General features: G+C 69.0%; 19 protein-coding genes and 9 pseudogenes. 12 read left to right on the forward strand and 16 right to left on the reverse strand.

The window, feature by feature from the left end; translation table 11 throughout:
* Positions 1 to 496 precede the first annotated feature (496 nt).
* From ACFZCP_RS45000 to ACFZCP_RS45015, 4 genes and pseudogenes are all read left to right on the forward strand, one after another.
* Positions 497 to 859 carry a hypothetical protein gene (locus tag ACFZCP_RS45000; protein WP_391442820.1) on the forward strand — a complete coding sequence of 121 codons (363 nt, stop codon included), beginning with the start codon at positions 497 to 499 and terminating at the stop codon, positions 857 to 859.
* A gap of 211 nt (positions 860 to 1,070) precedes the next feature.
* Positions 1,071 to 1,335 (forward strand): annotated as a pseudogene (locus ACFZCP_RS45005) (transposase family protein); the annotation flags it as partial.
* Between the two features lie 215 nt (positions 1,336 to 1,550).
* On the forward strand, positions 1,551 to 1,976 hold the full coding sequence (locus ACFZCP_RS45010) for a hypothetical protein (protein WP_391442858.1): 426 nt from the start codon (positions 1,551 to 1,553) through the stop codon (positions 1,974 to 1,976).
* A 74-nt stretch (positions 1,977 to 2,050) separates the two neighbouring features.
* Positions 2,051 to 2,299, forward strand: coding sequence for a hypothetical protein (locus ACFZCP_RS45015; RefSeq protein WP_391442823.1), 249 nt, complete (start codon positions 2,051 to 2,053; stop codon positions 2,297 to 2,299).
* A 79-nt stretch (positions 2,300 to 2,378) separates the two neighbouring features.
* On the opposite strand, the gene ACFZCP_RS45020 is transcribed toward ACFZCP_RS45015, so the two are convergent.
* Positions 2,379 to 2,963 carry a hypothetical protein gene (locus ACFZCP_RS45020; RefSeq protein WP_391442825.1) on the reverse strand — a complete coding sequence of 195 codons (585 nt, stop codon included), beginning with the start codon at positions 2,961 to 2,963 and terminating at the stop codon, positions 2,379 to 2,381.
* Positions 2,964 to 3,174: 211 nt separating this feature from the next.
* On the opposite strand from ACFZCP_RS45020, the pseudogene ACFZCP_RS45025 reads away from it, so the two are divergent.
* Positions 3,175 to 3,306, forward strand: a pseudogene (locus ACFZCP_RS45025) (transposase); the annotation flags it as partial.
* A 533-nt stretch (positions 3,307 to 3,839) separates the two neighbouring features.
* Here ACFZCP_RS45025 and ACFZCP_RS45030 read toward each other — a convergent pair.
* The 3 genes from ACFZCP_RS45030 to ACFZCP_RS45040 all read right to left on the reverse strand — a co-directional run bounded on the left by ACFZCP_RS45030 (position 3,840) and on the right by ACFZCP_RS45040 (position 5,960).
* Positions 3,840 to 4,136 (reverse strand): hypothetical protein, encoded by a 297-nt coding sequence (locus ACFZCP_RS45030; RefSeq protein WP_391442827.1) that lies wholly within the window; start codon positions 4,134 to 4,136, stop codon positions 3,840 to 3,842.
* A gap of 245 nt (positions 4,137 to 4,381) precedes the next feature.
* Positions 4,382 to 5,566, reverse strand: a complete 1,185-nt coding sequence (locus ACFZCP_RS45035; RefSeq protein WP_391442829.1) for a hypothetical protein — start codon at positions 5,564 to 5,566, stop codon at positions 4,382 to 4,384.
* Positions 5,567 to 5,768: 202 nt separating this feature from the next.
* A complete protein-coding gene (locus ACFZCP_RS45040; protein WP_391442831.1) occupies positions 5,769 to 5,960 on the reverse strand; it encodes a hypothetical protein in 192 nt (63 codons plus the stop codon).
* A gap of 148 nt (positions 5,961 to 6,108) precedes the next feature.
* Between ACFZCP_RS45040 and ACFZCP_RS45045 the strand changes: the two genes are divergently transcribed.
* Both ACFZCP_RS45045 and ACFZCP_RS45050 read left to right on the forward strand, forming a co-directional pair.
* Positions 6,109 to 7,662: a hypothetical protein gene (locus tag ACFZCP_RS45045; RefSeq protein ID WP_391442833.1), complete on the forward strand. Its 1,554-nt coding sequence runs from the start codon at positions 6,109 to 6,111 to the stop codon at positions 7,660 to 7,662.
* A 91-nt stretch (positions 7,663 to 7,753) separates the two neighbouring features.
* Positions 7,754 to 8,242 carry a GNAT family N-acetyltransferase gene (locus ACFZCP_RS45050; protein ID WP_391442835.1) on the forward strand — a complete coding sequence of 163 codons (489 nt, stop codon included), beginning with the start codon at positions 7,754 to 7,756 and terminating at the stop codon, positions 8,240 to 8,242.
* A gap of 121 nt (positions 8,243 to 8,363) precedes the next feature.
* On the opposite strand, the gene ACFZCP_RS45055 is transcribed toward ACFZCP_RS45050, so the two are convergent.
* From ACFZCP_RS45055 to ACFZCP_RS45075, 5 genes and pseudogenes are all read right to left on the reverse strand, one after another.
* On the reverse strand, positions 8,364 to 9,011 hold the full coding sequence (locus tag ACFZCP_RS45055) for a response regulator (protein WP_391442838.1): 648 nt from the start codon (positions 9,009 to 9,011) through the stop codon (positions 8,364 to 8,366).
* Positions 9,008 to 9,339, reverse strand: a pseudogene (locus ACFZCP_RS45060) (sensor histidine kinase); the annotation flags it as partial. The pseudogene ACFZCP_RS45060 and the gene ACFZCP_RS45055, both read right to left, overlap by 4 nt.
* A gap of 148 nt (positions 9,340 to 9,487) precedes the next feature.
* Positions 9,488 to 9,703, reverse strand: a complete 216-nt coding sequence (locus tag ACFZCP_RS45065; protein ID WP_391442840.1) for a hypothetical protein — start codon at positions 9,701 to 9,703, stop codon at positions 9,488 to 9,490.
* Positions 9,704 to 10,249: 546 nt separating this feature from the next.
* Positions 10,250 to 11,008, reverse strand: a complete 759-nt coding sequence (locus ACFZCP_RS45070) for a TipAS antibiotic-recognition domain-containing protein (protein ID WP_391442842.1) — start codon at positions 11,006 to 11,008, stop codon at positions 10,250 to 10,252.
* Between the two features lie 705 nt (positions 11,009 to 11,713).
* Positions 11,714 to 12,235 (reverse strand): hypothetical protein, encoded by a 522-nt coding sequence (locus tag ACFZCP_RS45075; RefSeq protein WP_391442844.1) that lies wholly within the window; start codon positions 12,233 to 12,235, stop codon positions 11,714 to 11,716.
* A 128-nt stretch (positions 12,236 to 12,363) separates the two neighbouring features.
* Between ACFZCP_RS45075 and ACFZCP_RS45080 the strand changes: the two are divergent.
* From ACFZCP_RS45080 to arr, 3 genes and pseudogenes are all read left to right on the forward strand, one after another.
* Positions 12,364 to 12,978 (forward strand): annotated as a pseudogene (locus ACFZCP_RS45080) (transposase family protein); the annotation flags it as partial.
* 102 nt (positions 12,979 to 13,080) lie between these two features.
* Positions 13,081 to 13,458: pseudogene (locus ACFZCP_RS45085) on the forward strand (transposase); the annotation flags it as partial.
* Between the two features lie 237 nt (positions 13,459 to 13,695).
* Positions 13,696 to 14,106, forward strand: a complete 411-nt coding sequence (arr, locus tag ACFZCP_RS45090) for an NAD(+)--rifampin ADP-ribosyltransferase (RefSeq protein ID WP_391442846.1) — start codon at positions 13,696 to 13,698, stop codon at positions 14,104 to 14,106.
* A 50-nt stretch (positions 14,107 to 14,156) separates the two neighbouring features.
* Here the strand turns inward: arr and ACFZCP_RS45095 are convergent.
* From ACFZCP_RS45095 to ACFZCP_RS45120, 6 genes and pseudogenes are all read right to left on the reverse strand, one after another.
* Positions 14,157 to 14,259, reverse strand: a pseudogene (locus tag ACFZCP_RS45095).
* Between the two features lie 693 nt (positions 14,260 to 14,952).
* Positions 14,953 to 17,463, reverse strand: a complete 2,511-nt coding sequence (locus ACFZCP_RS45100) for a LuxR C-terminal-related transcriptional regulator (protein ID WP_391442848.1) — start codon at positions 17,461 to 17,463, stop codon at positions 14,953 to 14,955.
* A 110-nt stretch (positions 17,464 to 17,573) separates the two neighbouring features.
* Complete coding sequence (locus ACFZCP_RS45105) at positions 17,574 to 18,386, reverse strand: intradiol ring-cleavage dioxygenase (protein WP_391442850.1); 813 nt, start codon at positions 18,384 to 18,386, stop codon at positions 17,574 to 17,576.
* Positions 18,387 to 18,483: 97 nt separating this feature from the next.
* Positions 18,484 to 18,704, reverse strand: a pseudogene (locus ACFZCP_RS45110) (NAD(+) kinase); the annotation flags it as partial.
* Between the two features lie 183 nt (positions 18,705 to 18,887).
* Positions 18,888 to 19,142: a DUF6332 family protein gene (locus ACFZCP_RS45115; protein WP_391442852.1), complete on the reverse strand. Its 255-nt coding sequence runs from the start codon at positions 19,140 to 19,142 to the stop codon at positions 18,888 to 18,890.
* Positions 19,143 to 19,428: 286 nt separating this feature from the next.
* Complete coding sequence (locus ACFZCP_RS45120) at positions 19,429 to 20,718, reverse strand: hypothetical protein (protein WP_391442856.1); 1,290 nt, start codon at positions 20,716 to 20,718, stop codon at positions 19,429 to 19,431.
* Between the two features lie 898 nt (positions 20,719 to 21,616).
* Between ACFZCP_RS45120 and ACFZCP_RS45125 the strand changes: the two genes are divergently transcribed.
* Together ACFZCP_RS45125 and ACFZCP_RS45130 are read left to right on the forward strand one after the other, a co-directional pair.
* Entirely contained in the window at positions 21,617 to 22,900 is a 1,284-nt protein-coding gene (locus tag ACFZCP_RS45125; RefSeq protein WP_391442854.1) for a hypothetical protein, read from the forward strand.
* A gap of 39 nt (positions 22,901 to 22,939) precedes the next feature.
* Positions 22,940 to 23,170: pseudogene (locus tag ACFZCP_RS45130) on the forward strand (ArsR/SmtB family transcription factor); the annotation flags it as partial.
* 77 nt (positions 23,171 to 23,247) lie between these two features.
* Here the strand turns inward: ACFZCP_RS45130 and ACFZCP_RS45135 are convergent.
* Positions 23,248 to 23,466, reverse strand: a pseudogene (locus tag ACFZCP_RS45135) (LysR family transcriptional regulator); the annotation flags it as partial.

Consider the following 23,466-nt stretch of genomic DNA (forward strand, 5'->3'; position numbering starts at 1 on the left):
CTCGATATCACTGTGCGTCACTTTCTGTTCAGAGCAGGAACCAGACTAGACAGGAGCAATCAACCGCCACTCACACAACCTGGTGTACACCCTCTGGGAGCGCGTGCGCCCCCTGTGCGCGGAAGTCCTGCGGTGAACTGCGCGCGCGACGCACAACTACCCGTCCTCACATGAACCCTGCCGAACAGGGACATCGGTCGCGTCCGCCCGTCCACACGCTCAACTCGCTACCTACAACGCTCAGTCATAAAGATTCGCGGGCCGTCGTACAGCGCTCTGACGGCGGCCCGCTCTCTTGCGCAGCGAGGAATGCGAGGCCCTGGACCACTACCCAGGAACCAACGCCCAGGAACCAATGCCCGAGGCCTAAAACAACGGCATTGACCCTAGGGGCCGTTGGTCGCACGATAGGCGTCGGCACGGAAGGCGATAGGCCCAGCCTCAAGAATCTCGGGAGTGTGGCGACCACTTGGGCTGCAGGCCGGAAGGAGCAGAAATGCCTCGCAAGGGTTTCGTCCGGGTCGGCGCGCTGGCAGTGGCCGCCTCCGCAATGGTGCTTGGCGCACCGGGCCTAGCCAACGCCAGCGTGGCCCCGGTCACGGTGACGGCTGACGCAGCTTGCCAGGCCTTGGAGTTCACCAGGATCGAATCGGGTCACGACCACATGTACGTGGACCCGACGGTCGACCAGAGCTCGTGCCTCTACGTGATCTGGGACAACAACGCTGGCCGCGCGGCCTACTCGTCGATGTCGCCCGCCGGCAACCAGGGCGACATCTACGACGGCCCCGGCCAGAACCTCCAGGTCGAGGTGCTCGACGAGGCCAACGGCCTTACCGGCTGGGGCCCCGCCAACTGACCTCTGTCGGCGGCCTCCGGCCCATCGCAGCCCGAGGGCGGGCCTGGTGTGCCGCCGCCGGTCCGGTGATGGCGTATCGTCACCGCCGTTGATCTCGATTTTGCATGACGGTCCGCCGGCTGTGAGTGAACCTCTTTCATCCTGTGCCGGCGGGTGAAATGGGCTGGTCAGTAGGTGTAATGGTGACGAGGCAGGGCCCCTTGTCGTTGGCGTGGCGATTCCACTCAGCACACCGGCGACGAGGGGCCCTGTCGGTTCCGTATCCTGCCACGCTCGACGTCCCGCATGAGCTCGTTGAGCACGTTGCCTGGCTGCTGTACGAGCACCGCCGCGCACGTAACACCCGCTGGCGGAAGCTCGGCTGCTTCGACCAGGCACTGCTCACGCTGGTCCATCTGCGCAAGAACGAGACGTTCGCCCAGCTCGGCGCCGGGTTCGCGATATCGCAGGCCACCGCCTGGCGCTACGTGGACGAGGCTGGGCGAAGTCGAGGGCCTCCAGGTCAGCCTCGCCGGAGCCCAGGGCAAGCTGAGCCAGCTCGATGCCGAAGCAGCTCGCCGACCCTCCGCAGTCGATCTCGGTATGCCGACCTTCGCAGACACTGCCAATCGCACCATCACTACGTCGACGGACCGGCACCGTCCCTGAAATCCATGGCCGCCACAGAGCTGAACTGCCTACGCTCCAACCCATGCGAACCGTCTTCGTGTTTCCCACAGGTGAGCGAGCTGAGACCGTTTCCTCGCTCGATCGGCATCTGCCCGAGCAGCGCGATCCGTGGACTCTGGACGGCAACCTCTACATCGACATCGACGATGAGCAGACCGGCTACCTCTTTTCCGACTGGGATCCTGAGGATGTGGCGATCCTCGAAGCGGCCATCGGACATCACCCCACTTGGGCGGTGCAGATCGACATCTCCGGACGGATCGACGGAACCGCAGAGGTTCACCACTTGATCGCTCTGCTGCTTGGGCATGGAGGCGTGGCAACGGACGATTACACCACCCACCCATGGACCCTGCCGGAAATCCTGTCTGGAGCGGTGATCGACGGCCTGCGCTTCTTCGACTTTCGCGGATACCACGAACTCAACCGCGAACACAGACGTTCCTGACTCGATCACCTCACCAGCGCAAGTTCAGAGAAGCATGCATCAGATGTCCTCTACTTCTCGTGGACCCGGCCCAGATGCCACGTCTCCAGGAGATTCACGCCAACCTCGTCGACCGCCTCCAGGAGGCCCGGGACCAGGGCTGGCTCGGCGAGGTCGCCGCCATCGAGACCACCATGGCCGCCGCAGCGCCGAAGCTGGAGGCCATGCGCGAGCGTGCAGCGCAGCCGTCCACCGTCCACCTGGGCATGCCCGACTTCCGCCAGAACGCCGGACGAAGCAGCTCCGAGCCCGAAACCCCACCAACCGCGGCAGGCCCGTTGTGAGTCGACCGTGCATTCGGGCTCGGATAGTCTTCGAAGATTCATCTGACTGCAGCCGGAGCCCGCCTGACGCGAGATGAGCTCAGGCACGCGGCGGCAGGACCTCGATCACGGTGGCCGTTCCGGAAATAGGTCGGGCTTCGTACATGGTGATCACATCGCCGCACTTCAGGTGCCTCCACTGCTCGGGGCTCAGAGGAGCCAGCCGAACGTCGGCGGTCTCTCCCGGGCCGAGCCCCTGCGCATACTCCACCCACAACCGGGCGATGTTCAGTTCTTGCTCCCCGCCAGCGGTGCGGTTACCGATGTCCCACATCGGCCGGAGTCGCCCGTCTGCGGCAAAGGCAGTCCGGCGTCGGCCCTCCTCCGCACCCACGAGGCTCAGGGTCGCCCGGACAGTGCCGTGTCGAACTTGCCAGCCCCGCCACTCGCACCAACGCCGGCTGCGGTCGAGCATCATCTGGCGAGCGGCCTCGGCGAGGAGTTCCCAGAAGTCAACGGACACGGGGTGGACATCCCCGATCTCGACGAGAACGCCGAGCACCATCTCCCACTCCTGGCGCACGACGTCCTCGTGCACATCCTCGACCGTCTGTCCGTTCTCTGCCGCTGCGTCCTCCGGCAGCAGATCGACGGCCTGCCGAAGGAGTGTGAACGCGTCATCCATGTGCTGCATTCTCCCCCGTCTCCGGACGCCCGTTGAAGGGCGACCAGGCCGGCCGGAGTCGGCGGCGCGACACGCCCAATGCTCGCTGGCGCTGGGATTGTTGCCCACTACTTTGAGCAACTCGACTTGCGATTCGCCCTCGCCAGACCGTCTGGACTAGTTCGGATAAGCAGGCGTGCTCGTGGATGCACGAGGTACCGAACGCGCGGGCTTGCCGGAGTCGGCCTGCGCGACCAGCCGCGGCGGCCGGCCGGAGAAGCATCCCCGCCGCGAGGTCGTCGACGCTATCCGCTATGTCGTGGACACCGGATGCAAATGGCGGGGCCTGCCTGTGGATTTCCCGGCAGTTTCGTCAAGTTCGCCGAGATCAGTGTGTGTGGTCAGTCAGGCTGTCGGACAGCGGGAGTGACAGGTGTTCCGTCGACGGCCATGGCGGCGTCTCGGGCTCTTGCCGCCATGTCAGGTGGACGTGGGCGAAACGAGCGGGGTCTTCTTCGACGCTGAACAGCACCTCGTCGCACTGACCACATCGGGCAATGGCGATGACGGGCTTGCCAAAGAGAGGGTGTCCTTCGCTCACCTCAGCTCGCAGTTCTGCCTCCAGCGTGGCCCTGAGTAGGCACGAGTATCCAGGGTTCGGGCAGCGGCTTCGGTTCCCAGTCGAACAGGTAGTCGTAGCTGGGATCCACTCCGCCGTCGGCCCAGGGCTGCCAAGAGCCTTCGGCTCGGCAGGCAAGACGCCGACAGGTTCCGCAGCGCCGAAGTTCACGCTTCGGAGGACGGCGGAGCTTCGGGTGCTCAGCGGGTGGGGCCTGCGACAAGGTGCGACCGGTGAGTTCCTCACCGCAGGACGGGCAGATATCCATGGCCTCAGCATCAGCATGGCTGATCGGGTCCGCACAGTCGCGTGCGGGCGGTGAGGTCGACGACGGGCAGGAGCGTCGCGGTGGCGGGGATGCCGATCTGCCGGGGTGTCGGTCCGGCGGGGGTGGGGACGTCGGTGAGCCGTTCAAGAAGTTCATCGAGGGCGGTCTGGCCGCCGTCGACGGCGGCGCGTTCGTCGTCGGTGAGCGGGATGCTGGCGAGCATCTTCTGCAGGTTCTCCTTTGCCTCCAGCAGCTGGCCCTTGGTGGAGCCCTTGGGGGTGTAGAAGTCGCAGCGTGCGCAGGCCATGCGGTGTTGGCACTGTTCGAAGAAGGTGTAGGTGCACCAGCCGTGGCCGAGGTCGAAGTACTGCCAGGGCTCGCCGTTGGCGGCGCGGAGGTGACCGCGTGGCGGTCGACGAGGACCTCGATGGTACGGACGTTCCGCGCGAAGTAGGCGGCGTCGTTGTAGGCCCTGGCCAGGGTGTTGAGGGTGAGTTTCGCGTAGTGGGTGGTCGCTTCGGGCGTCCGGTGGCCGAGCCATTCCTGCAGTGGTCACGGAAGAACGCGCGAGGCACCTCGAGGTAACCGGACTCCGGACTTCGACTGCGGCGTGAGTGGCTTGCCCAGACGCACCTGAGAGCGCATGCCGTGTGTCCACTGCGAGAAGTCGCCGACGGTCATCCGGTCCACTGCGGCGACCCACGAGGCGCAGGTTTGGCGGGTCCACTGACCGGGCTCGGTGATCTGGGGCTGTTCGGCGGCCAGCCGGCGGCCGATCTTGGCGAGCACGTTGCGGTAGCTGCTGCGGATCTTCGGGGTCAGTGTCGAGGTTGCGTACCAACGCTCAACCGCCTCCGCCCACGCGGCCGGGACCCCCTCCATCGCCGCTGGCCCGGAGGCGTGCCCGGATGTCGGCGGGTCCGCGTGGCCGAGCGCCGCGACCGCCCGGTGGAGACCGTAGAGGTCCTTGCCCCACTGCCCGCTCATCGCAGGGTGGCCGCGGAGTGCGGCGAGGGCGTCGGTGGTCAGGTCCTCCAGCAGCGGACTGCGGTTCAGCAGCAGCATCTGGCAGATCACCGGGGCCGGCCGGTCGGCGTCACGGCGACCCCAGTAGGCCAGCACCTTGCAGACCTGCTGGACGGCATCGTCGACGCGATCGGCACCGAAGATCCGGTGAGCCAAGGCTGGACGAATGAAGCGGCCGAGCCGTTCGAAGGCCGTGAACTCGCCGAGCAGGTAGGCATAGACGAAGACGAACGGGCGAGTGTTGGGGCCGATCTGGCCGCCCCACAACCTCCGGAACTCGGCGCCGCTGGCGTTGATCAAGTCCGTCCAGTCCTGGACCGACCAGCCCCAGAAAGCCCGCCGCAATTCGCCGCAGCGGATCAGGACCAGGCCGGCCGCGTCCCGCGCGAACCGCCGCTGGCGACGGTCGTCCGTCGGCCAGTGCAGGGCCGCGAGGGCATCCGCCAACGGCCGTGCCAGCCGGGCGACCGGCCGCAGAGACACCGCGTCGGGAGCGAGGCCGTCGCGCCGGAGGCGCTCGATGTCGAGCGTGACCGACTGGGAGTCGATCACGCTGGCGCTCGGCTCCGGATCCCGCCCCGCCTGCTCGCGGACCTGGCCGCGCAGCCGGTCGTGGAACTCCTTGACCAGACCGTGGTTGCGCCAGCGGTGGAAGAACGCGTAGACCCGGTCCCACGGCGTGGCTACGACGTCGCCATTCGGCCCCGGCATGACGATTCGAAGCGGCCCCGTTTCGTGAAGATCCATGATGGCTCGAAGCGGTCACCGTGCTGGCATGGGCAGGTCTCTGCCGGAGTCTGAGAAAGCTGCCGAGGCTCAGGTGAGGGCCGGTTGGGCCTGGGCTGAGGGCCTTGTCCCACCGCGAGTCGGCGGGGATCATGACCGCGTGCAGCGACAAGAGGAACTCCCTGAACTACTCGCACGCGCCGGACTCACGGTCGTCGAGGACGTGCGCCCGGGCAGCCTGTTCCCGCCGGAGGCCGGCTGGCGGATCGCGCGGGGGATTGCGGCGCCGGACGGAGTGGCCCGCGAAGCACTCGATGCCGCGTGGTGGCGCCGTCTTTGCGATGTCGACGGTGAGTTCCTGGTGGCGGTCCTCGGACATCGGATCGGCGGCAACGACTCCTGGTGGACCCGGGTCCGGCACGCCGGGAGCGGCGTGCCGGCGTTGACCGGCAATCCCGGGTTCGTGGCGCTCTCCCTCGACGGGCAGGTGCTGCTGGCGGAGGTGCCCGGCGCGGGGGGGGCCTCGGGTGACGGCCCTCGCCCGACTGCCGGAGCGGCTGGAGGAGGCCGCCGCGGCCGCCGGGCGCGAGACGGAGGTCGAGCGCGCCGAGGTGTGGGCGGCGGTGCCCGGCCGACGTGCGTGGCCTCTGCACTGGGCGGAGGGGATCGGGGCAAATCCGGCCGCGACGGACGAACTACTGATCCGGCTGCTGGATGTGGAGGAGGGCTTCCTGCACGGATGCGACCGGCCCGCCGTCCTTGACGCCGCCGTGGCACACCCCGATCCGCGGGTGCGGTCAAGGCCCGCCGACACCTTCCGGCCCAAGCTCACGTCCGATCAGTGGGTACGCCTGGTCCGCGCCGAGCCGTCGCCGAATCGACGCGTGCTCTGGGCGGAGCACGCCTGCATCTGGGGCGCCGAACTTCCCGAGGACCTGTACGACGACCTCCTCGCCGGCCCGTCCCGCGCGCGAGCCGCCGAACTCCCGGGGCTCCCCGCACAGCACCTCCCTGGCCTCGCGGCCGACGCCGATCCCCGGGTGCGGGCGGCGGCCTGTGCCCGGTGGGAGGACCTCGCTGCGCCGCTGCGGGAGCGGCTGTTGGCCGACACCGACTACGCGGTGCGAACGGCTGCGCTGCTCGCCCACCACACCGGCGTACCCATGCCTCGCGAGGTTTTCGCCGCCCTGCCCGACCCGCGGCGGGCGCTCGAACGGTGCCGCCTCGCGCCCGAGCTCGAGGCGGACCTGGTCGGGGACGGGGACGCGGAAGTACGTCGGGTTCTGGCCGCAAACCCGGGCTTGGGCGCACACGGCGTCGCCGTGCTGGCGCAGGACCCGCAGGACGACATCCGCTCCGCGGTGGCGCTGCGCCCCGACCTCACCGAGGAGCAACGTGCCGCGGTACGCCACGACTTCGACCCGACGTCGATGTCGCACACCCTGCCCTGGGTTGAAGACCTGCACGGTGACGCCGACGCGATGCGCCATCTCGCCGCGTCTTCCCACCCGCTGGTCCGCCGCAGTGTGGCCCGAGCCCGGCACCTCCCGCCGGATGTTGTGGCGCGCCTGGCGCGGGACGAGGATCGGGTGGTCCGCCTGTTCCTCGCCGAATCGTGCGAGGACGCTCCGGCCGACATGCTGCTGGAGGTCTGGCGCTGGTGGGACGGCAGCTTCAGCCACCCCGACCGGCCCCGCAGCCACCCCAACTTCCCCCGTACGGGCCTGCTGCGCTACACCGCCGACCCCAGCGGGCGGATGCGCCGCCTGGCCCTGGACGATCCGGAGTCGACACCGGTCGACGTCGCACGCCTGGCCCGGGATCCCGAAGCCGAGGTGCGCCGCCGCGCGGCTGAGGACCCCCGGCTGTCACCGGCCGACGCGGTGCGGCTGCTGAACGACCCGGAGGCCCGCGTCCGCGGCACCGCGGTGCGCAATCCGCGGCTGCCAGCCCGCGTCCTGGCCGGACTGCTGCACGACCGCGACACGGCATGCGCAGCGGTCACCAACCCGGCGATCCCGGTCCCTGTCCTGCACCGGATCCTTACCGTGGCCGCGGCAGCCGTGGCAGCCCTGCGCTGAACACCGACACCCTGCACAAAGCCCTTGGACGGCACGGGGACCGGCTTGCTGAAATGGGGACGGCCGCTGTTGGAGTCGAAGGGATGGGGCGATGACCGAGATCAGGCTGCACCTGTCGGTGCGCGGCCTTACCGACGCGGACCTGCCGTCCTGCGGCTGGGCCGGCTCCCCCAAGCACGTGCGCGAGCTCGTCCACCAGATCCGCCGCGCCGAGGCGGGCGAGATCGACTACCTGGCGGTGTGCACGCCGGTCGGGCTCCCGGTGGCGGTCGGCGGCATCGACTACACGGTCAAGCCCGGCGCCGGCATGCTCTGGCAACTCGGCGTCCACCCGGCCCTGCAGTCCTGCGGGATCGGCACGCTGCTGATCCGCTCTGCCGAGCAGCGGATCGGCGCCCGGGGCCTGACCCGCGCCGAACTCGGCGTCGAGGAGAGCAACCCGCGCGCCCGCGCCCTCTACGAACGCCTGGGCTACCGGGCCTTCGGCCGCGAGCTCGACTCCTGGGACGTGGAGGCCGAGGACGGCTCGCTCCAGCGGTACGAGACGATGTGCACGCTGATGCGCAAGGACCTGGCGTGACGCTGGATTTCGCGGCGTTCGTCGCCTGGGGCGAGGACCTGCTACTGATGCGGCCCCACCCGGACTCCCCGGCCCACCAGCCCTCCTGACCCGGGCCAACAGTCGAATCGGGCAAATCAGCCTAGAACGTCCTCTCGTAGGCGGTGATGACGAGCTGGACCCGGTCCCGGGCGCCCAGTTTGGTGAGCAGCCGTGAAACGTGCGACTTGGCAGTGGCCACCGTGATGAAGAGGTCCTCTGCGATTTCGGTGTTCGACCTGGCGCGTCCGACCAGGGTCAGCACTTCTCGTTCCCGCTCGGTGATGCCCTCGACCGGCCGTGTGGAGCGTTCCGGGACAGCCGCGCGCCGCCCGATGAAGTCCGCGATCAGACGGCGCGTCACACCCGGCGCGATCAATGCGTCGCCAGCGGCGATGACGCGGATCGCCGCGAGGATGTCGTCCAGCGCCATGTCCTTGACCACGAAGCCGCTCGCGCCGGCCCGGAGCGCACCGTAGACATGGTTGTCCTCGTCGAAGGTGGTGAGGACGAGGACGCGTGTGGTTGACGGACCGGCCGTGATCAGGCGGGTGGCCTCGATCCCGTCCATTCCGGGCATCCGGATGTCCATGACCACGACGTCGGGGCTGGCATCCCTGACCAGTTGGACGGCCTCAGCGCCAGTGGCGGCTTCACCAACGACCTCCAGGTCGGGGTAATCGGCCATGATCACACGTAGACCGGACCGAACCAGCGGCTGGTCGTCGGCGAGCACTACACGGACGGTCATCGGGCCTCCACCGGAACTTCGAAGGGTGCGGGCAGCGGCAGCCGGGCCGCCACGCGGAAGCCGCCCTCGGGGCGCGGCCCGATGCTGAGTGGCCGCCCAGCAGACCGACTCGTTCCCGCATCCCGATGAGGCCGAAGCCGTGGGCCGAGCCGTCCTCGGAGGCGCCGCGCCCGTCATCGACGATCTCCACGGACAGCTCCTTGTCTCCATAGTCGATGGCCACCCGGCAACACTCGGTGCCCGCGTGCCGGACCACGTTGGTCAGCGCCTCCTGCACGATGCGGTAGGCGGACAGGTCGATGTCGGCCGGCACGGGGCGCTGCTCCCCGCTGCAGCGCCCGGTCTTACGAGGCCATGCTGGACGCCTTCTCCGATTCCTGGCGTGAGCGTGATCTCTTTGCGAGATTCTCCGGGGCGTGAGGCCGAGCCCTGCAGCGTGCGAGCGGGTAAGTCGCGAACGCAAAGATGAAGCCCCGTCAGGTGCGTCCTGGCGGGGCTTCTGCGTGGGGTGACGGCAGTAGTTGACGGCAACGGCAGTGGACGAGGGCGGTGCAGGGTGGCGGTTCGTCGCCGTCGGAGCTGACCGTCTTGGTGGTCTCCCGGCCGCCGAGCACGGTACCGAGAGCGTCGATGACATCTCGCTGGAGGCGGAGTCGGACGTGGGCGTAGACGCCGAGGAGTTCCTTGACCACGACGAGTTCGACTCCCTGCTCCAGGAGCAGGGTCGCGGTCGAGTGCCTGAGCCTTGGCCATTTCGAACAGTCGGATCGTCTCCACCGGTTCGTCGGTGGTCTGGGCGGCGACCATGGCCCGGCCGGAGAGGACCGCTCGGACGGCAGCGGCCGCATCGATGGAGTCGGACATGCCGTGGCGGCTTCGGGCGGTCTTGTCGGGTTGATTGACCTCGGTGACCGCGATGTCTTCGTGGTGCAGATAGCGGGTGAGGGTGGCTTCGTAGGAGCCGCAGCGGATGCGACATCTGCGCACGTGGACGCGGTTCTTGCGGGAGACGCGAACCTTGTCCGCCGGACCTGTTTCCGCCGGGTGCGCGGTCTGCCCGGTCCCGGGCGGGGGACGTGGACCCGGCCCAGAACGGTCTCGAACTGCGGGGAGTCATCCCGCTGCCCGGCCGTGATCACGATGCGCATGGGCTTCGGCCGCTGTTCGACGGCCAGGTGCAGGTTGATTTTCCACCTGGTGCCGGGGGTCTGCAGCCCCCCGGCAGTGTGAGCCGTCGGTCAGCTCAGCCGTGCGTCGGCGTAGACGGCCATCGCGTCGCGCTGGTAGACGGCCAGTCCGTCGGCGATCCTGTCGAAGTTGGTACGGAACTGAGGGTCGTCGACGTAGGTCTGGCCCAGTCCCTTGTACGCGGCCGCGCACGGGGTCCAGAACCGGCACACGTCCTGGTAGTGGGCGTCCACCTCGGCCTGCACGGCAGGATCGGCGACGGGCGTGCGAGCCATCATGAACTCCGCCATGCGGATCATCTGCGCCGTCACCTCACGCTGCCACTGCTCCATACCCTCAGCGGTCATCCCCGCGATGGTTCGCTGGGACTGCTCCCATTGCTCCGGCCACCGATCACGCGCCTCCGCCTCGTGGCGGCCGGGCTCGAATCCCTCGAACAGGTTCTCCGGCCTGTTGATCTTCGCCATGTCTTTGTCCTTGCCTTCCTCCAGTTCGGCGATGGTGCGGCCGACCGTGCGGGCGAGCGTCCCCAGCCGGTCCCGTTCCGCCAGCAGTCGTTGGTGGTGCTCGCGGAGCGCGGCCACCTGATCGACCTGGTTGTCCAGGACCGCCTGGATCTCGCGCAGCCCCAGGTCCAGCTCCCGCATCAGCAGGATCTGCTGCAGCCGCAGCAGATCGCGCTCCTCGTAGTAGCGGTGCCCGTTGCTCCCGATCCACGCCGGCGGCAGCAGGCCGATCTCGTCGTAATGCCGCAGCGTCCGGGACGTCACCCCGGACATCCGGGCCACATCCGCGATCGACCAGGCCATTGCCCCGCCTCCCATTGCCGGGCCGGTCTTTCCGGCCACACCGAAGACGGTAGAAGTTGACGTAGCGGAAACCGCAAGCCGGAACCGGCACCGGATCGCGGAACCACGGCTGCGGCCGTCCGAACGCTCGACCCGCCGGACCTGACTGGGAACGGGTTCTCAGCTTGACTTCTGACCCCCTGCAAGATCATTCCTTGGTGGGGGTTGATGTTGACGGCTGTGAGCGTGAGGGCGGCCACCCGCGACCCTTCGGACTGCTTAAGCCACGAAGGTCGGTGGGGTGGCCGTGAGTGTCATGATGCCAGGTTCTGGCGGGACGGGTGAGACCGAACGCGCCAGGCGGCGTGCGGAGTTACTGACTTCGGCGTTTCAGGGTGGCAGGTCGAAGGAGAGTCCGGCTCCGGTGACGAAGCCGTCGAGGACGTCGGGGCGGCGCTGCAGCCGTTCGAGACAATTGCGGACGGGGGTTTGGAGTCGGTCGAGGGGAGCGCTGGCGAGGTTCGCGAGGCTGCGTTTGGTTTGGGTCCGCAGGTACTCGACCGCGCGACCACGACATCATCCGCCGGCGCTTGGTCGGGGAATTCACACAGGAGGAGATCGGCGAACGCCTGGGGGTGTTCCCAAGTGCACGTCTCCCGCCTGATCGCGCGCCTCCTGACGTGCCTGTGGGAAGGCATGCTCAACATGAACTGAACCGGGAACCTCTCATGGGGAAGCCACCGCGGTATCGTCCCTGGGACAGGGGAAGGTGTTGGGAGGAGTGCCCCACTTCGCAGGGTTCTGTCGGTCGGGCAGGACTCCGCAGCTGAGCAGTGTGGCCGTGATGCCGCTCGGTTGGGCGATCTCGCGGATGAACACCGCCTTGTCGGGCGGGTATTTGTTCTTGCCGTCCAGTTGCAGCACGCCGGAAGCGCCGGGGTACTGGGACACGCCGTGGGCGCTGAGCCACAGGTAGATGTCGTTGGGCTGGACGTCGTCGGAAGTCGGCAGCAGGTCCTCGATGACCTTGCTGACGACACCCACGGTGTCGAAGCCGCCGGCGGCGTCCGCATCCGCGCTGCGTCCGCCGAAGACGGTGGCGAAGTCCTGGGCGAACTGGGCATAGGGATCCCGGGAGTCCGGGGTGGGGGCGTTCGTTGTCTCGTAGAAGAGCGTCATGTACGGGTAGGTGCGCGCTGTCTGTCCGGGATGAAGCTGAAAGTCGATGGGGGAGCTCTCGGTGATCATCGGGATGGTCCTGCCTTCCGGGGGCTGGCACTGGCCGCCCGCACTCTGCATCGCGTTGAGGAGGCTGGGAAGCACACCGGATCGGGCGAGGTAGACCACGATCCCGTGCGTCGCAGCGACCTTGTTGCACGCGCGAACACACCACTCCGGCGAAGATCGCTGCCGGGTTCGGGATCTGCGAGTCCACTGCCCACGCCTACACCAGTGCGGTCGTCCACCTGCTCGCCGAACGAGCTCCGGGTCTGCTCAAGGTTCTGCGCGAGAGCGACGCGGACTTCGTCCTGCTGGACGGCACGCTCGCCGAGTGCGACCGGGTCGGCGACGGACGGGGCGACTACTCCCACAAACACCGACGCCACGGCGTGAACGTGCAGGTCGTCACCGACCCCGGCGGCCGGCTGCTGTGGCTCTCACCCGCGATGCCGGGCCGTACTCATGACCTGACCGCCGCCCGTACCCACCGGATCATCCGGACCTGCGAGCGCCAGGGCGTTCCTATCCTGGCCGATCTCGCCTACCAGGGTGCCGGCCCGTGGCTGACCACGGGCATCAAACGCAGGGCTCTGCGGGAACTCACTCCCACCGAGAAGACCGTCAACCGGGCACTTGCCGCTGCACGAGCGCCGGTCGAGCGCGGCGTCGCCCGCTTGAAGTCCTGGCGCATCTTCTGCAGGTCCCGATGCAGCCCGAATCGAATGACGTCAATCGCCAAGGCCATCCTCACACTGGAGTGGCAACGCTGAAGAGGCTCAGTGGGGCTGGGCGGCTGTCACCGGGCCGGTGCGCTCGTGCTGCAGCGGGTTCCCAAGTGGGCGGGGCTGAGCCCCAGCACGTGGGCCGCCCGCAGCCAGGCGCTGATCCCGCTGGTGGAGGGCATACCGCCGATCCGCTCCCGCCGCGGGCCCCGGCGGCGCAGGCCGGGCAAGCTCCACGGCGACAAGGGTTACGACTACTCCCACCTGCGGCGATGGTTACGCGAGCGCGGCATCACCCACCGCATCGCCCGCAAGGGCGTCGAGTCCTCGCACCGACTGGGCCGACACCGCTGGACCATCGAACGCACCATGGCCTGGCTCTCCGGCTGCCGCCGGCTCCACCGCCGCTACGAACGCAAAGCCGCTCACTTCCTCGCCTTCGCGAGCATCGCCTGCACCATCATCTGCTACCGCAGACTCGAGTCCGGGAGGAGCCGCGCGGGCGCTCAGGTGTTGGCGGCCCCGTAGTGGAGGGTGCCATCTACGGGAAGCAGGTATTCCTTTGGTGTGCATCTTCGTTCGAGGAGTTCGCCTATCGGTTCTGGATCGAGAACCGTCTCTGGCATGCCCTGGACGGCAATGACCTGTCCGGACTCGAGCCTCAGGTGCGTGACTACCTGCGCCACTACGCGGCGCCTGCGAAGCCCGCATGACCGTGCATGGAACGAGATCATGTGCGGATGGCAGAGCGGGTAGCCTGGGGTGATGGATGAGGTGCTGGACGAGGGGCCGTTCTTTCACGGTACGAAGGCCGATCTGCCGGTCGGGGACCACCTCACTGCCGGTTTCCGTTCCAACTACCGGCCTGAGATCGTGATGAACCACGTGTACTTCACCGCGTTGCGTGACGGCGCGGGACTGGCCGCGGAGCTCGCCGCCGGTGACGGGGCCCCGCGTGTGTATGTGGTCGAGCCGACGGGTCAGTTCGAGAACGATCCGAACGTCACCAACAAGAAGTTCCCCGGCAATCCGACCCGCTCCTATCGCAGCAGGGAACCGCTCCGGGTCGTCGGTGAGGTCACCGACTGGACGCGACTGACGCCGGAGGCTCTCCAGGCGTGGCGGGACCGGCTGGCCGCGGTCCTTGCGGATGACCGCGCGGAAATCATCAACTAAAGGGGCTGTCCCGCAGCGATCTCGGAGGGTGCGGGCGGCGGCGTTGTCTGTGGCGGAGAGGGGAGGATTTGAACCTGCGTGGACTCCCGAAGGGGGGCCGACCTGTGAGGTGTGCTCGCTGGTCCCCGATCAAACCACTGCGGGCACCTCTCCTTCGTGCGCGGCTCCGGGGTTCGTTCCTCCGCGCCGTTCACGTGCATCACTGTGGCAGCGCCCGCTGATCGCGGCCTGACGCCCGGCTGACCCGCCCGGGCAGCCGGGGGAGGGGGACCGCTGTCGGTGACCACCGGCTCCTCGCACACGTGCGGGCGCCCGGCGTCGAGGGCGGCCCGGCGCATCCGTCCGGGAGGAAGAAGGGGCGGCCCGTGAACTGCTGCCGCTGAAAGTTTGCTGAGCCGCTCAACGATCCCCCCGCCGGCAGGTGAGTTGGACGCAGCGCGGTGCTCCGATGCGCTCGGCCAACTGGAGGGCTTCGAGAGCGTCGGCAGCCGCAGCTTCGGGTTCGCGGCGGCTGAGGTGGCCTTGCGCCCGACAGGCGAGGAAGAGGCCACGGATCACAGCACCCTACCCGCGGCCGCGCACGGAGAGGCCCGCATGGGCGTGCCGTCACCGGGAGGGCACGCAGTGAGCGCTGGCGCTCCCGTTCTCATCAAGACAGCCCACGATCCGAGCACGGGCGGTGACGGCCAGTTGTAACGGCCGGGATGGCCGAGCGGGCCTGCTCGGCATCGCCATCCAGGCAACCGGATCTTCCACGGACCTGCCACCAGGCGAGCCGACCGAATCGTCGTCAGAGCGGCATCTACTATTCGGTACCCTGAGCTCTTGAAGGCGGCGGGACGGATGTCAGGGAACCGAAGCTTCCGAATCTCGTCGACCGAACCACAGGGCGATCTGTGTGCGTGAGCGAAGTCCCAGCTTGTCGCGCACCCTGTCCAGGTGTGTGGCGACCGTATGCGCCGAAAGCCCGAGTCTGCCCGCGATCTGCCGGTTGGTCAGCCCCTTCGCGACGAGTTCGACCACCATGAACTCCCTGGCGGTCAGCCGCCACCACTCGTCGCCGGCCCCCATGGTGTCCGGCCCCCGCCGGACCTGCTCACGGCTCCCTGTCCGCAGGGCGTAGGCGACGAGCCGGTCCCCGCGCAGCCCGCGAGCGCCGACGACGGCGGCCTCCCGCGCCGCCATCGGCAGCAGGGTCCGGGCGCGGGCCGCCGCCTGCTCGATCCGGCGCCGCCAGGGCGCCTCGGGCTCGGTGTCAAGCCGGCGTCGCGCCTGCGCGCTCGCCTCACACAACCGCAGGGCGCGCTGCATGTCACCGCTCTCCGCGGCCACCAACGCCAGGCCCTCGACGGGGTACAGCGCGTGGAAGCTCCCCCCAGGGGCGATGCGCAGCACTTCGGCGAAGAGGGCCTCGGCGCTCTCCAGCTGCCCCAGAGCCAGCCGTACGGCGCCCGCGGTGTGCAGCGCGGCCGCGGCCCGGGGCCAGGGCGCCTGCTCCCTGAGCACCGGAAGGCAATCCGCCATCAGCTCGTCGGCCTCGCGCTCCCCACCCGCCTGGAGCAGCGCCCAGGCCAGGTGCTGGGCGCACCACGCGACGTCCTCGGGCGAGCCGAGCGAGGCGACGACGTCCAGGCACGCGCGCAGATCCGTGACCGCCTTCGCGGATTCGCCGCGACACAGCCACGCCGCGGCCCTGGCGTCGAGCGCGTTGGCGAGCCCGGCGGGCACGTGACGCCGCCGCTCCAGGTTCACCGCCCGCTCGCCCAGGGACAGTGCTCGGTGCGGGTCGGCCCGCTGAGCGGCCACGCGTGCGGCGAGCGCGGCCACCTCCCCGCCCAGTGCCCGACCGCCGGGCTCCCGCAGCAGTCCGGTCAGCAGTGCGCCCGCGGCCGACGGTTGCTCCTGTTGGTAGTGCACCCGGGCCAGCTCCAGGGTCAGCCGTACCCGCGCGGCCTCGTCCTGGCCAGTGGCGTGGGCCGGCACCGAGGCGAGATTGTCCCGTTCCGCCGTCAGCGGGCTGCTCGCCTGGTCGGCGAACACATCCCCACGATGGCGCTCGGCCACCTCGTGGAGCCACGTGAGGGCGCTGCGCAGGGTGGGGCCCAGCTCTCCGGATGCGCGCAGACGTTCCATGGCGTAGGCGCGGATGACACTGAGCTGCCGGAAGCGGGTGGGCGTCGCGTCCCCCGGCAGCCGTACGATCAGTGACTTCGCCTCGAGCGCGCACAGGAGGGGAAAGACCTCTCGCGGCCCGATGCCGCCGCCTGCGCACACCGAGCGCGCCGCGGCCAGATCAAACCCTCCGACGAGGACCGCGAGGCGCCGGAAGACGGCCTGTTCCGCCGGATCCAGCAGCCGGTGGCTCCAGTCGACGGCGGTGGCGAGCCCGCTGTGCCGCCGGGGCCCAGTCCTGCTGCCACCGGCCAGCAGGTCCAGCTGGGACAACTGGTCGTCCAGGCCCGCGAGGATGTCGCCCGGCGCGAGGGTGCCGATGTGGCCGGCCGCGAGTTCTACGGCGAGGGTCAGGCCGTCCAGCCGTCGGCAAATCTCCGCGACCAGCCGGCCGTTGTTCCGGTCCAGCGCGAACCCGGGCGAGCGGTGCGCGGCGCGTTCCACGAACAGCCGTACCGCGTCCGACCGCAGCAGGGCCGTCACGTCGTCCCTGGTGTCCGCCGGCGGCAGGGACAGCTCGCCGACCCGGAACACGGTCTCCCCGGGCACCCGCAATGCCTCACGGCTCGTGGCCAGGATCCGCAGCCGGGGGCAGCGGCCCAGCAGGGTCACGACCAGCCGGGCGCACGGCTCGGCGAGGTGCTCGCAGTTGTCCAGAAGCAGCAGCCGGGAGGCATCACCGATGGCACGGACCAGGACGTCGACCCCGGTACGGCCCGCCCGTTCGCCCACGCCCAGTGCGGCGGCCACGGACTGCGTCAGAGTTGCGCCGTCCCGCAGCGAGTCGAGCTCCACCAGGTCGAGCCGGGCGTACCGGCTCGGTAACCCCCTGGCGAACTCCAGCGCCAGCCGCGTCTTGCCCACACCGCCCGCCCCGGTCAGCGTGAGCAGCCGTGTGCTCCTGAGCAGCGCGCGCAGGCCCGACAGCTCCTGCCGCCGGCCGACGAAGGAGTCGAGCGCCGGCGGCAGGTCGCGGTCACGGGTTGCTTCGGTCGTCGCGGCGGGTGCCGCGGTGGGGGCCGCAACCGACGCGGCACCCTGGGTCCGGACGGTGTCCCGCGCTGCCGTCCGCCGCCGGAGCGCCCGTTGCCGGCAGGCGTTGGAACAGTACCGAGCCGGCCGGCCGCCCTGCGGCCTCGTGATCAGCGTTGTACCGCATACCTCGCACGTTCGACTCCGGCTCATCCCCGATTCCTGGCCGCACGTTCTCGCGCCGAAACCATGCGCGGCGAGTGGGCGGTGCGCGCGGTGGCCGGAACCGTCCCACGGCTCCGGCCACCGCTCCCGGACGACCGTCAGGGTGTGGCGGTGGGGTCGATTCCGAGTACGACGGTCCCGGTCACGCCCTTGCTCAGGTCGCTGCCCGTCTGGGTGAGGGTCAGCAGGGTCGACGAACCGCCGTTGCGGTAGATGCCGTCCCTCGCGTTGAGCGTGCGCGTGGCCGTGTTGCTCCGGTAGGGGGACAGGGCGGCGACCCTGGTGTTGTACGTCTCCGGGAAGTAGAGCTGGCCGGTGTGGGAGATACGGCCTCCGTGATAGGTCCCGTTGGAGACGGTGCCGCCGACGTGCGTCTTGACGTGGATGTGGAGGGCCCGGCCGACGTACCACCCCGGGTAGACGGTGGTGAACTCCGCGACCCCGAAGGCGTCGGTCAGCTGCACACCGCGCAGGAAGGTCGTGTCGGGGGTGGATCCGCCGGCGACGTAGCCGGAATAGATCCCCAGCGCGTCACAGTGCCAGATGTCGACGGCCGTGTTGGGCAGCGCGGCGCACGTGGTGCTGTCTGTGACCGTGACGCGAAGGGTCAGCGGAACCCCGGCCTTGCCCTCGGTGATGTCCTTGCGGACCCGCTCCAGATCCAGGTAGTAGGGGCCCTCGGTCTGCTCGGGCGTGAGGACGCACGCCGCGGCGAGCGGGGGAGCGGGCCGGTCCGCGCTCCGGGCCCCCGCGGCCGCGGCCTGCGTGGCGGCGAGTCCCAGTGCGGCCACGCCGAGCGTGGCGCCGCCGAGGGTGGCGATGACGGATCTGCGGGTGGCACCGGCCGGACCTTCGGCCGGCTCGGGGGCGCGCTGCGGGTCCGTGGCGTTGTGGTGGGGGGTGTCAGTCATGCAGCGACCATGGCGCGCACGACGTTCCACCGGATCGCTCGGACGAGCGATGAGATCGGACGCGTTACGAAAGCCGTGCGGGTCCTTCCGCCGGAGCTCAGTAAAGCCGTCGCGGGTCCTCCGGAACTGGGGGGGGCAGGATGAGATGCGCGAGATTGCCGGGCGGGGGTGTGGTCACCGGCCACAGCGGAGCGGCGTCCCCGTCGGCCAGCGCGGCCGCCGCGTCGGTGAGGTTCATGCGCTCGCGGAGCCTGCCTCAGAAGTCCTGGGGCCCAGCCGGACCGCCCGGAACCGGCGCGGAGAGGCGTACACGCCGATACCGCTCGACAGATCAGCGGGAAGACCCCGAGCGGCTGCAAGCGGCGGAAAGCGTCGAGGGCGGGCCGGCGCATCCGTCCCCGGGAGGAGGAGCGGCCGGTGAACTGCTGTGGCTGAGAGTCTGCTTGGCCGCTCAGCGATTTCCCCGTAGGCAGGCTGCCGGCCTCAAGGAGAAGGTGCCCGTCAGCGGCCCAGTCGGCGCTGCTGGTCGAAGCGACGCAGCACCCGTACCAGGCGCCACATTCCGGACGTCGCTGCGAGCAGTGCACCCGCGACCAACATGCCCTTGTGCGTTGAACCGGAGAGGTCGAAGGCCAGTGCGAGAGCCAGAGCGAGGGCGAACACCGCCGCAGCCAGCGCGACGGCAGTCACCAGGGCAAAAACGATCTCCACCGTCATTGCGTCCTTCTCCCACCGCGACTCACGCCCCATGTCCATGCAGCAAGTCTCACATCACGGTCAAGCCATGGCGCCTGGGCCGGGCAACCCGGCCCCAGGTGCGAAAGCACACGTACCAATTGAGATGACTTCTTATGGTTCGTGTGCGGGGGCTACTCGTCGTGGAGTTCGGCGCGGACGCGGCGTGAGGGCTGGAAGGCGTACAGGTCGAGGATTTCCTGGTGGCTTGGCGAGGCCGGGGCCGGAGTAGGGACGCGGAGGGCCCCGCACGGAACCGGGAGGCCGGGGGTTCCCGAGCGGGGCCGCGCTCACAGGGTGGGGGCCGTCAGACTCCGGTCAGGGTGTATGTACCCGTACCGTCCTGCCTGCCGCTGGCGTACTGGCGGATCAACTCCCCGTCTGCGTACCGGTCGTGGCCCATCATGGAGCCGGTGTACTTGTTCTGTAGACCGATCTTCGAGCTGCCAGGTACGTCGCGGTAGATGTAGAACCGCTGGAGGTCGTCTTCCCCGCAGGTGGCCGTCGTCAGGTAGGCCTGCTCCTGGTTGGCGATGTTCGCCGGGATGGTCGCACATCCGCCGTTGCCCCAGTTCCACAGGGACGCTTCGATGACTCCGTTGTTCTCCGTGACGTTGCACAGGCGCCAGTTGTCCAGGTGGGCGCTGAAGAAGTTGGATTCGCGCAGGCGGATGCCGTCGTTGGCGAGGAGCGGTGCGCTCCAGTTCAGGGGCTTGCCGGGGACGTCGATCCTGTAGACGGCGGGTTGGCAGTTCAGGGCGGCCTGCGCGCTTCGCCCGGTGGACTTGGGCTGTTCGGCGGCCGTGCCGCGGGCGGGGGCCGGGTGTTGCGCGAGGCGGTCCTGCATCTGCTTTGCTGTCGGGGCCACCGCACCCGCCGGGCGCTCGGCCCGCGCGGCGGGCGAGCCGCAGTCGAGGAGGCCCTTTGCCTTGGCCATGATGCTGTTGACCGGCACCGTGTCCTCGCAGCGTACCGCGCCTTCCTCAAGGGTGGTGTAGGTGGTGAAGCTGCCGCTGCCGGGACCCTCGATCCACTTCAACGCCCAGCCACCGTCGCCCTGTTGGATGCGGTTGCAGTTGAGGCTTCCGTACGTGCCGGTGACCTTCTTCGTGCCCTTGTAGACGCCGTAGTAGCCGGGCCGGGAGAAATTCCACGTGACCGTGTTCGACTCGCTGCTGGTGGAGGAGTAGCTGACCTGAACGTTCAGGCCCAGGCTCGCGCCGACGGTGCCGAGGGTCTCGGCGGCGAAGCTGCCCTGGACGCTGCCGTTGAGGCCTACGGAGACCGAGATGGTGCTCTGGGTGCTGGTGGTGACGCTCTGGTAGCCGGTGGTGCCCTGGGTGACGTACCAGCCCTTGAAGTGGGTGATCTCCGGGGAGACTTCGGTCGTCTTGATGTACGGGTGGCGTGCGCCGAGGTCGGCTACCGTGCAGGCGCCGCCGAGCTTCGGCTGGTCGGCGGCTGTGGCGGGTTTCGGATGTCCTGTCGCGGCGGCTGGGCCGGCCACGGCAGTTATGGCGGCGAGCGTCGATGCAGTGGTCACGGTGAGGGCGATCAGCCCTCTGGCCCAGCGGCCGGAAGATCTTAAGTGGCTCATCATGCCCTTTCCCTGGCCGGGCGCCGTAACGCCCCGGGCCGGAACCCTGCCAGTTATGTGGTGGGGAGCGGTGGTCGATTGAGGCGAATTTAGCGTCGGCAACGACGCGGTGACGACGACGGAATCAGCCGGTCTGAGGCGGAACTCATGGCCCTTCATGGGCTGTTAGGCAGTCTTGACCTGCCCGGGGTTCATCAGGATTTCATCTGCGGAGCTAAGATCCGCCACCGCCGCCGCCCAGATGGGCTTTTCCAGTCGTGATTCCGCTGCCGTCACCGCGACGGACAGCGAATGCCAGAACGGCGTTCATCGTCCGTCGGCGCGGCCGACTGCCACCAAGCCATCACGATATTCGGCCAACTTGCACATTCTGAAAACCGAGGGCCTTCGGCGGCCGTGGCGCCTTGAATGTTGGCGCGCCAGCGTGAAGGGCCCTATGAACGATTGCGGCAGACAACCTTCGGCACGGCAGAAGGGAATCCAGCGAATCGAGCCAGACGGTGCCTGGCGGTGAGCCGAAAACAGGAACGCCGATCCCGACGGCCGACCCGGCAACGTCCGCATGAGTCCCGAGCGTATCCAGCACGGGCACGAAACCCCGGTGAATCGGAAACGCAAGGAGAAAACGAACATGCCCTTACCAGGTTTACATCGCCACCACCGAGGACCGTACCGAAGACCGAACAGGCGACGCCGTTCCCTGCCAGGGGCGACGGTGGCCGCGCCCGCGCACCCTGCCGACCGCGGGAGCGCCGTGTCGAAGACGGGCGGCGGCGTGAGGCCCGAACGGGCCAGAGAACGATCGTGGAAGATCCTATTTCGGGCTGACGCATGCGGGCACTACGCCGGTTCGGTCCCGAGTCGATTTACCTGCCACCAGAATAAAGGCGGACCACCTTTGAAACGCGTCATACGCCTGCTCGCGGCGATAGCCTCGCTCGCCCTCAGCGCAGTCCTCCTCGCCCTGGGCGTCTCACCGGCCGCCGCCGCACCACTATCGGCGCCCGAGGGCCACGGCACCTGCACGGCCACCACCCCCGGCTCCAAGCTCGCACGCCAGGGCGCGGCATGGACCTGCATTAAAGAGCGGCCCGTCACCGCCGGGGATCTCGCCCGTATCCGCGCCCGCACCGCCGCTGTCCCCGGGGGCGCCGCTGCCCCCCGGGACGGCGTCGACCCCGGGGACAACCCGGATGCCAGCCCGGAGGCGCTGTGCACCTCCAACAAACGCCGGGATGTCGTCTCCAACCGCCACGCCTACTGCATGCGGCACGGCATCGTGTACGCGCTTGAGAACCGAGCGGGTGACACGATCGGCACCGCCGAAATCCTCGTCACGGCCCGGTCCGCGCTGGACCCCAACAGCGTGAAGTGGCAGGAGAACATCGCCGTCTACGCTGGCAAGTACGACGGAGTTTCCGCTGTGAGACTCGCTCTGTCGTCGTCGTGCACCGCGTGCATACCGGGGCCGCCCGCCTGGGGCGGCGGGGCCATCGAGCTGCGCGCGGGCACGGAGGACCAGACCGGGCAACTCTCCTACGAGACCACTACCCGGGGCGGCGGCGAGCGCTCGCGCAGCATGATCGCCTACCAGAGCCGGACGGAGAGCCCCGACGCGGACCACCCCGTCATCAGCTATGGGCAGTGGGCGGGCCCCTCGGTGGCCTGTGACGGTCTGGTCGGCAATACCCCCGGCTGCATCGCCACCGATAACCTGGCCAGGGTTGTCCTCAGCAAGTCCCAATACGGGGCCGCCGCAGTGGCCTACGAATGGGCGCAGAACAACCTGAGCGACAACAACGCCATGGGCACCGCAAAAAGGCCGCTCACGCGTGACGGCGACGAGGCGAGGGCAAAGAGCAGGAGTTACTACACCTGCAAGGCTCCCCCGAAGCCCTTCGTAGCCGACCCCACCGTCGTGAACGATGAATGTGACGAGTTCCCCTTCGCCAGAACCGAACAGGGCGGCACGATCGGCTCCATGTGCGCGGAGATCATCCCCCGCTACGTGGGCGGCGGCGCATGGCGGGTAGACGTCGTACGTGACGAACCGGTCGCACCCTGCATCAGGGCCCATGTCCCCTCAGACCAGAACCAGAACGCGGGGCGGTCCGTGGGCCGTCAGGTTCAGTCCGAGCGCATCCTCCAAGGCGAGGCGTACCAAGTGGCCATCACCCCCTAGGCGCCGCGCTTCCCTCCCCGGGCACCCGGGGAGGGAAGCCCCTGCTCGGTGAGCGATGTCGCCGAAGCCGTCGGCATGGAAGCCTCCGCCTGCTCCCACCAACTGCGCAACCTCGGACTGGTCACCGGCGAATGCCACGGCCGGTCGATCGTCTACGCCCTCTACGACGACCACGCCGCCGAACTCCTCGACCAGGCCCCCTACCACGTAGAGCACCTGCGGCTCGGCGTGCGTGACGTCCCCGCCGCCGAAGCGACCCCGACCGCGGCCCGACGGTGGTCTCCCGTACCTCAACTACGCATGTCCGTCTGTCATCTGCGGCGGTGCTTGCGGGGGTTCTCGCCCGGTCAGCGAATGCGGGGCAGCGCCTTGTCCGGGTGTACCGTGTGTACGTACTTCACGGCGATCTTGGGGTGGATGCCGAAGAGCCGGGCGAGATGGACGGGGTCGGCGCTTTCCTGGGCTTCGTAGAGGGCTTGGGCCCGGGGGAGGAACCTCTGGCCGGCCGGAGTGAGCCGGGTGCCCTGGGGTACGCGGTCCAGCAGTCGTGCGCCGAGATACTTCTC

Origin of the sequence: Streptomyces sp. NPDC007971 (assembly GCF_042958635.1) — a bacterium.
Taxonomy (GTDB): Bacteria; Actinomycetota; Actinomycetes; order Streptomycetales; family Streptomycetaceae; genus Streptomyces.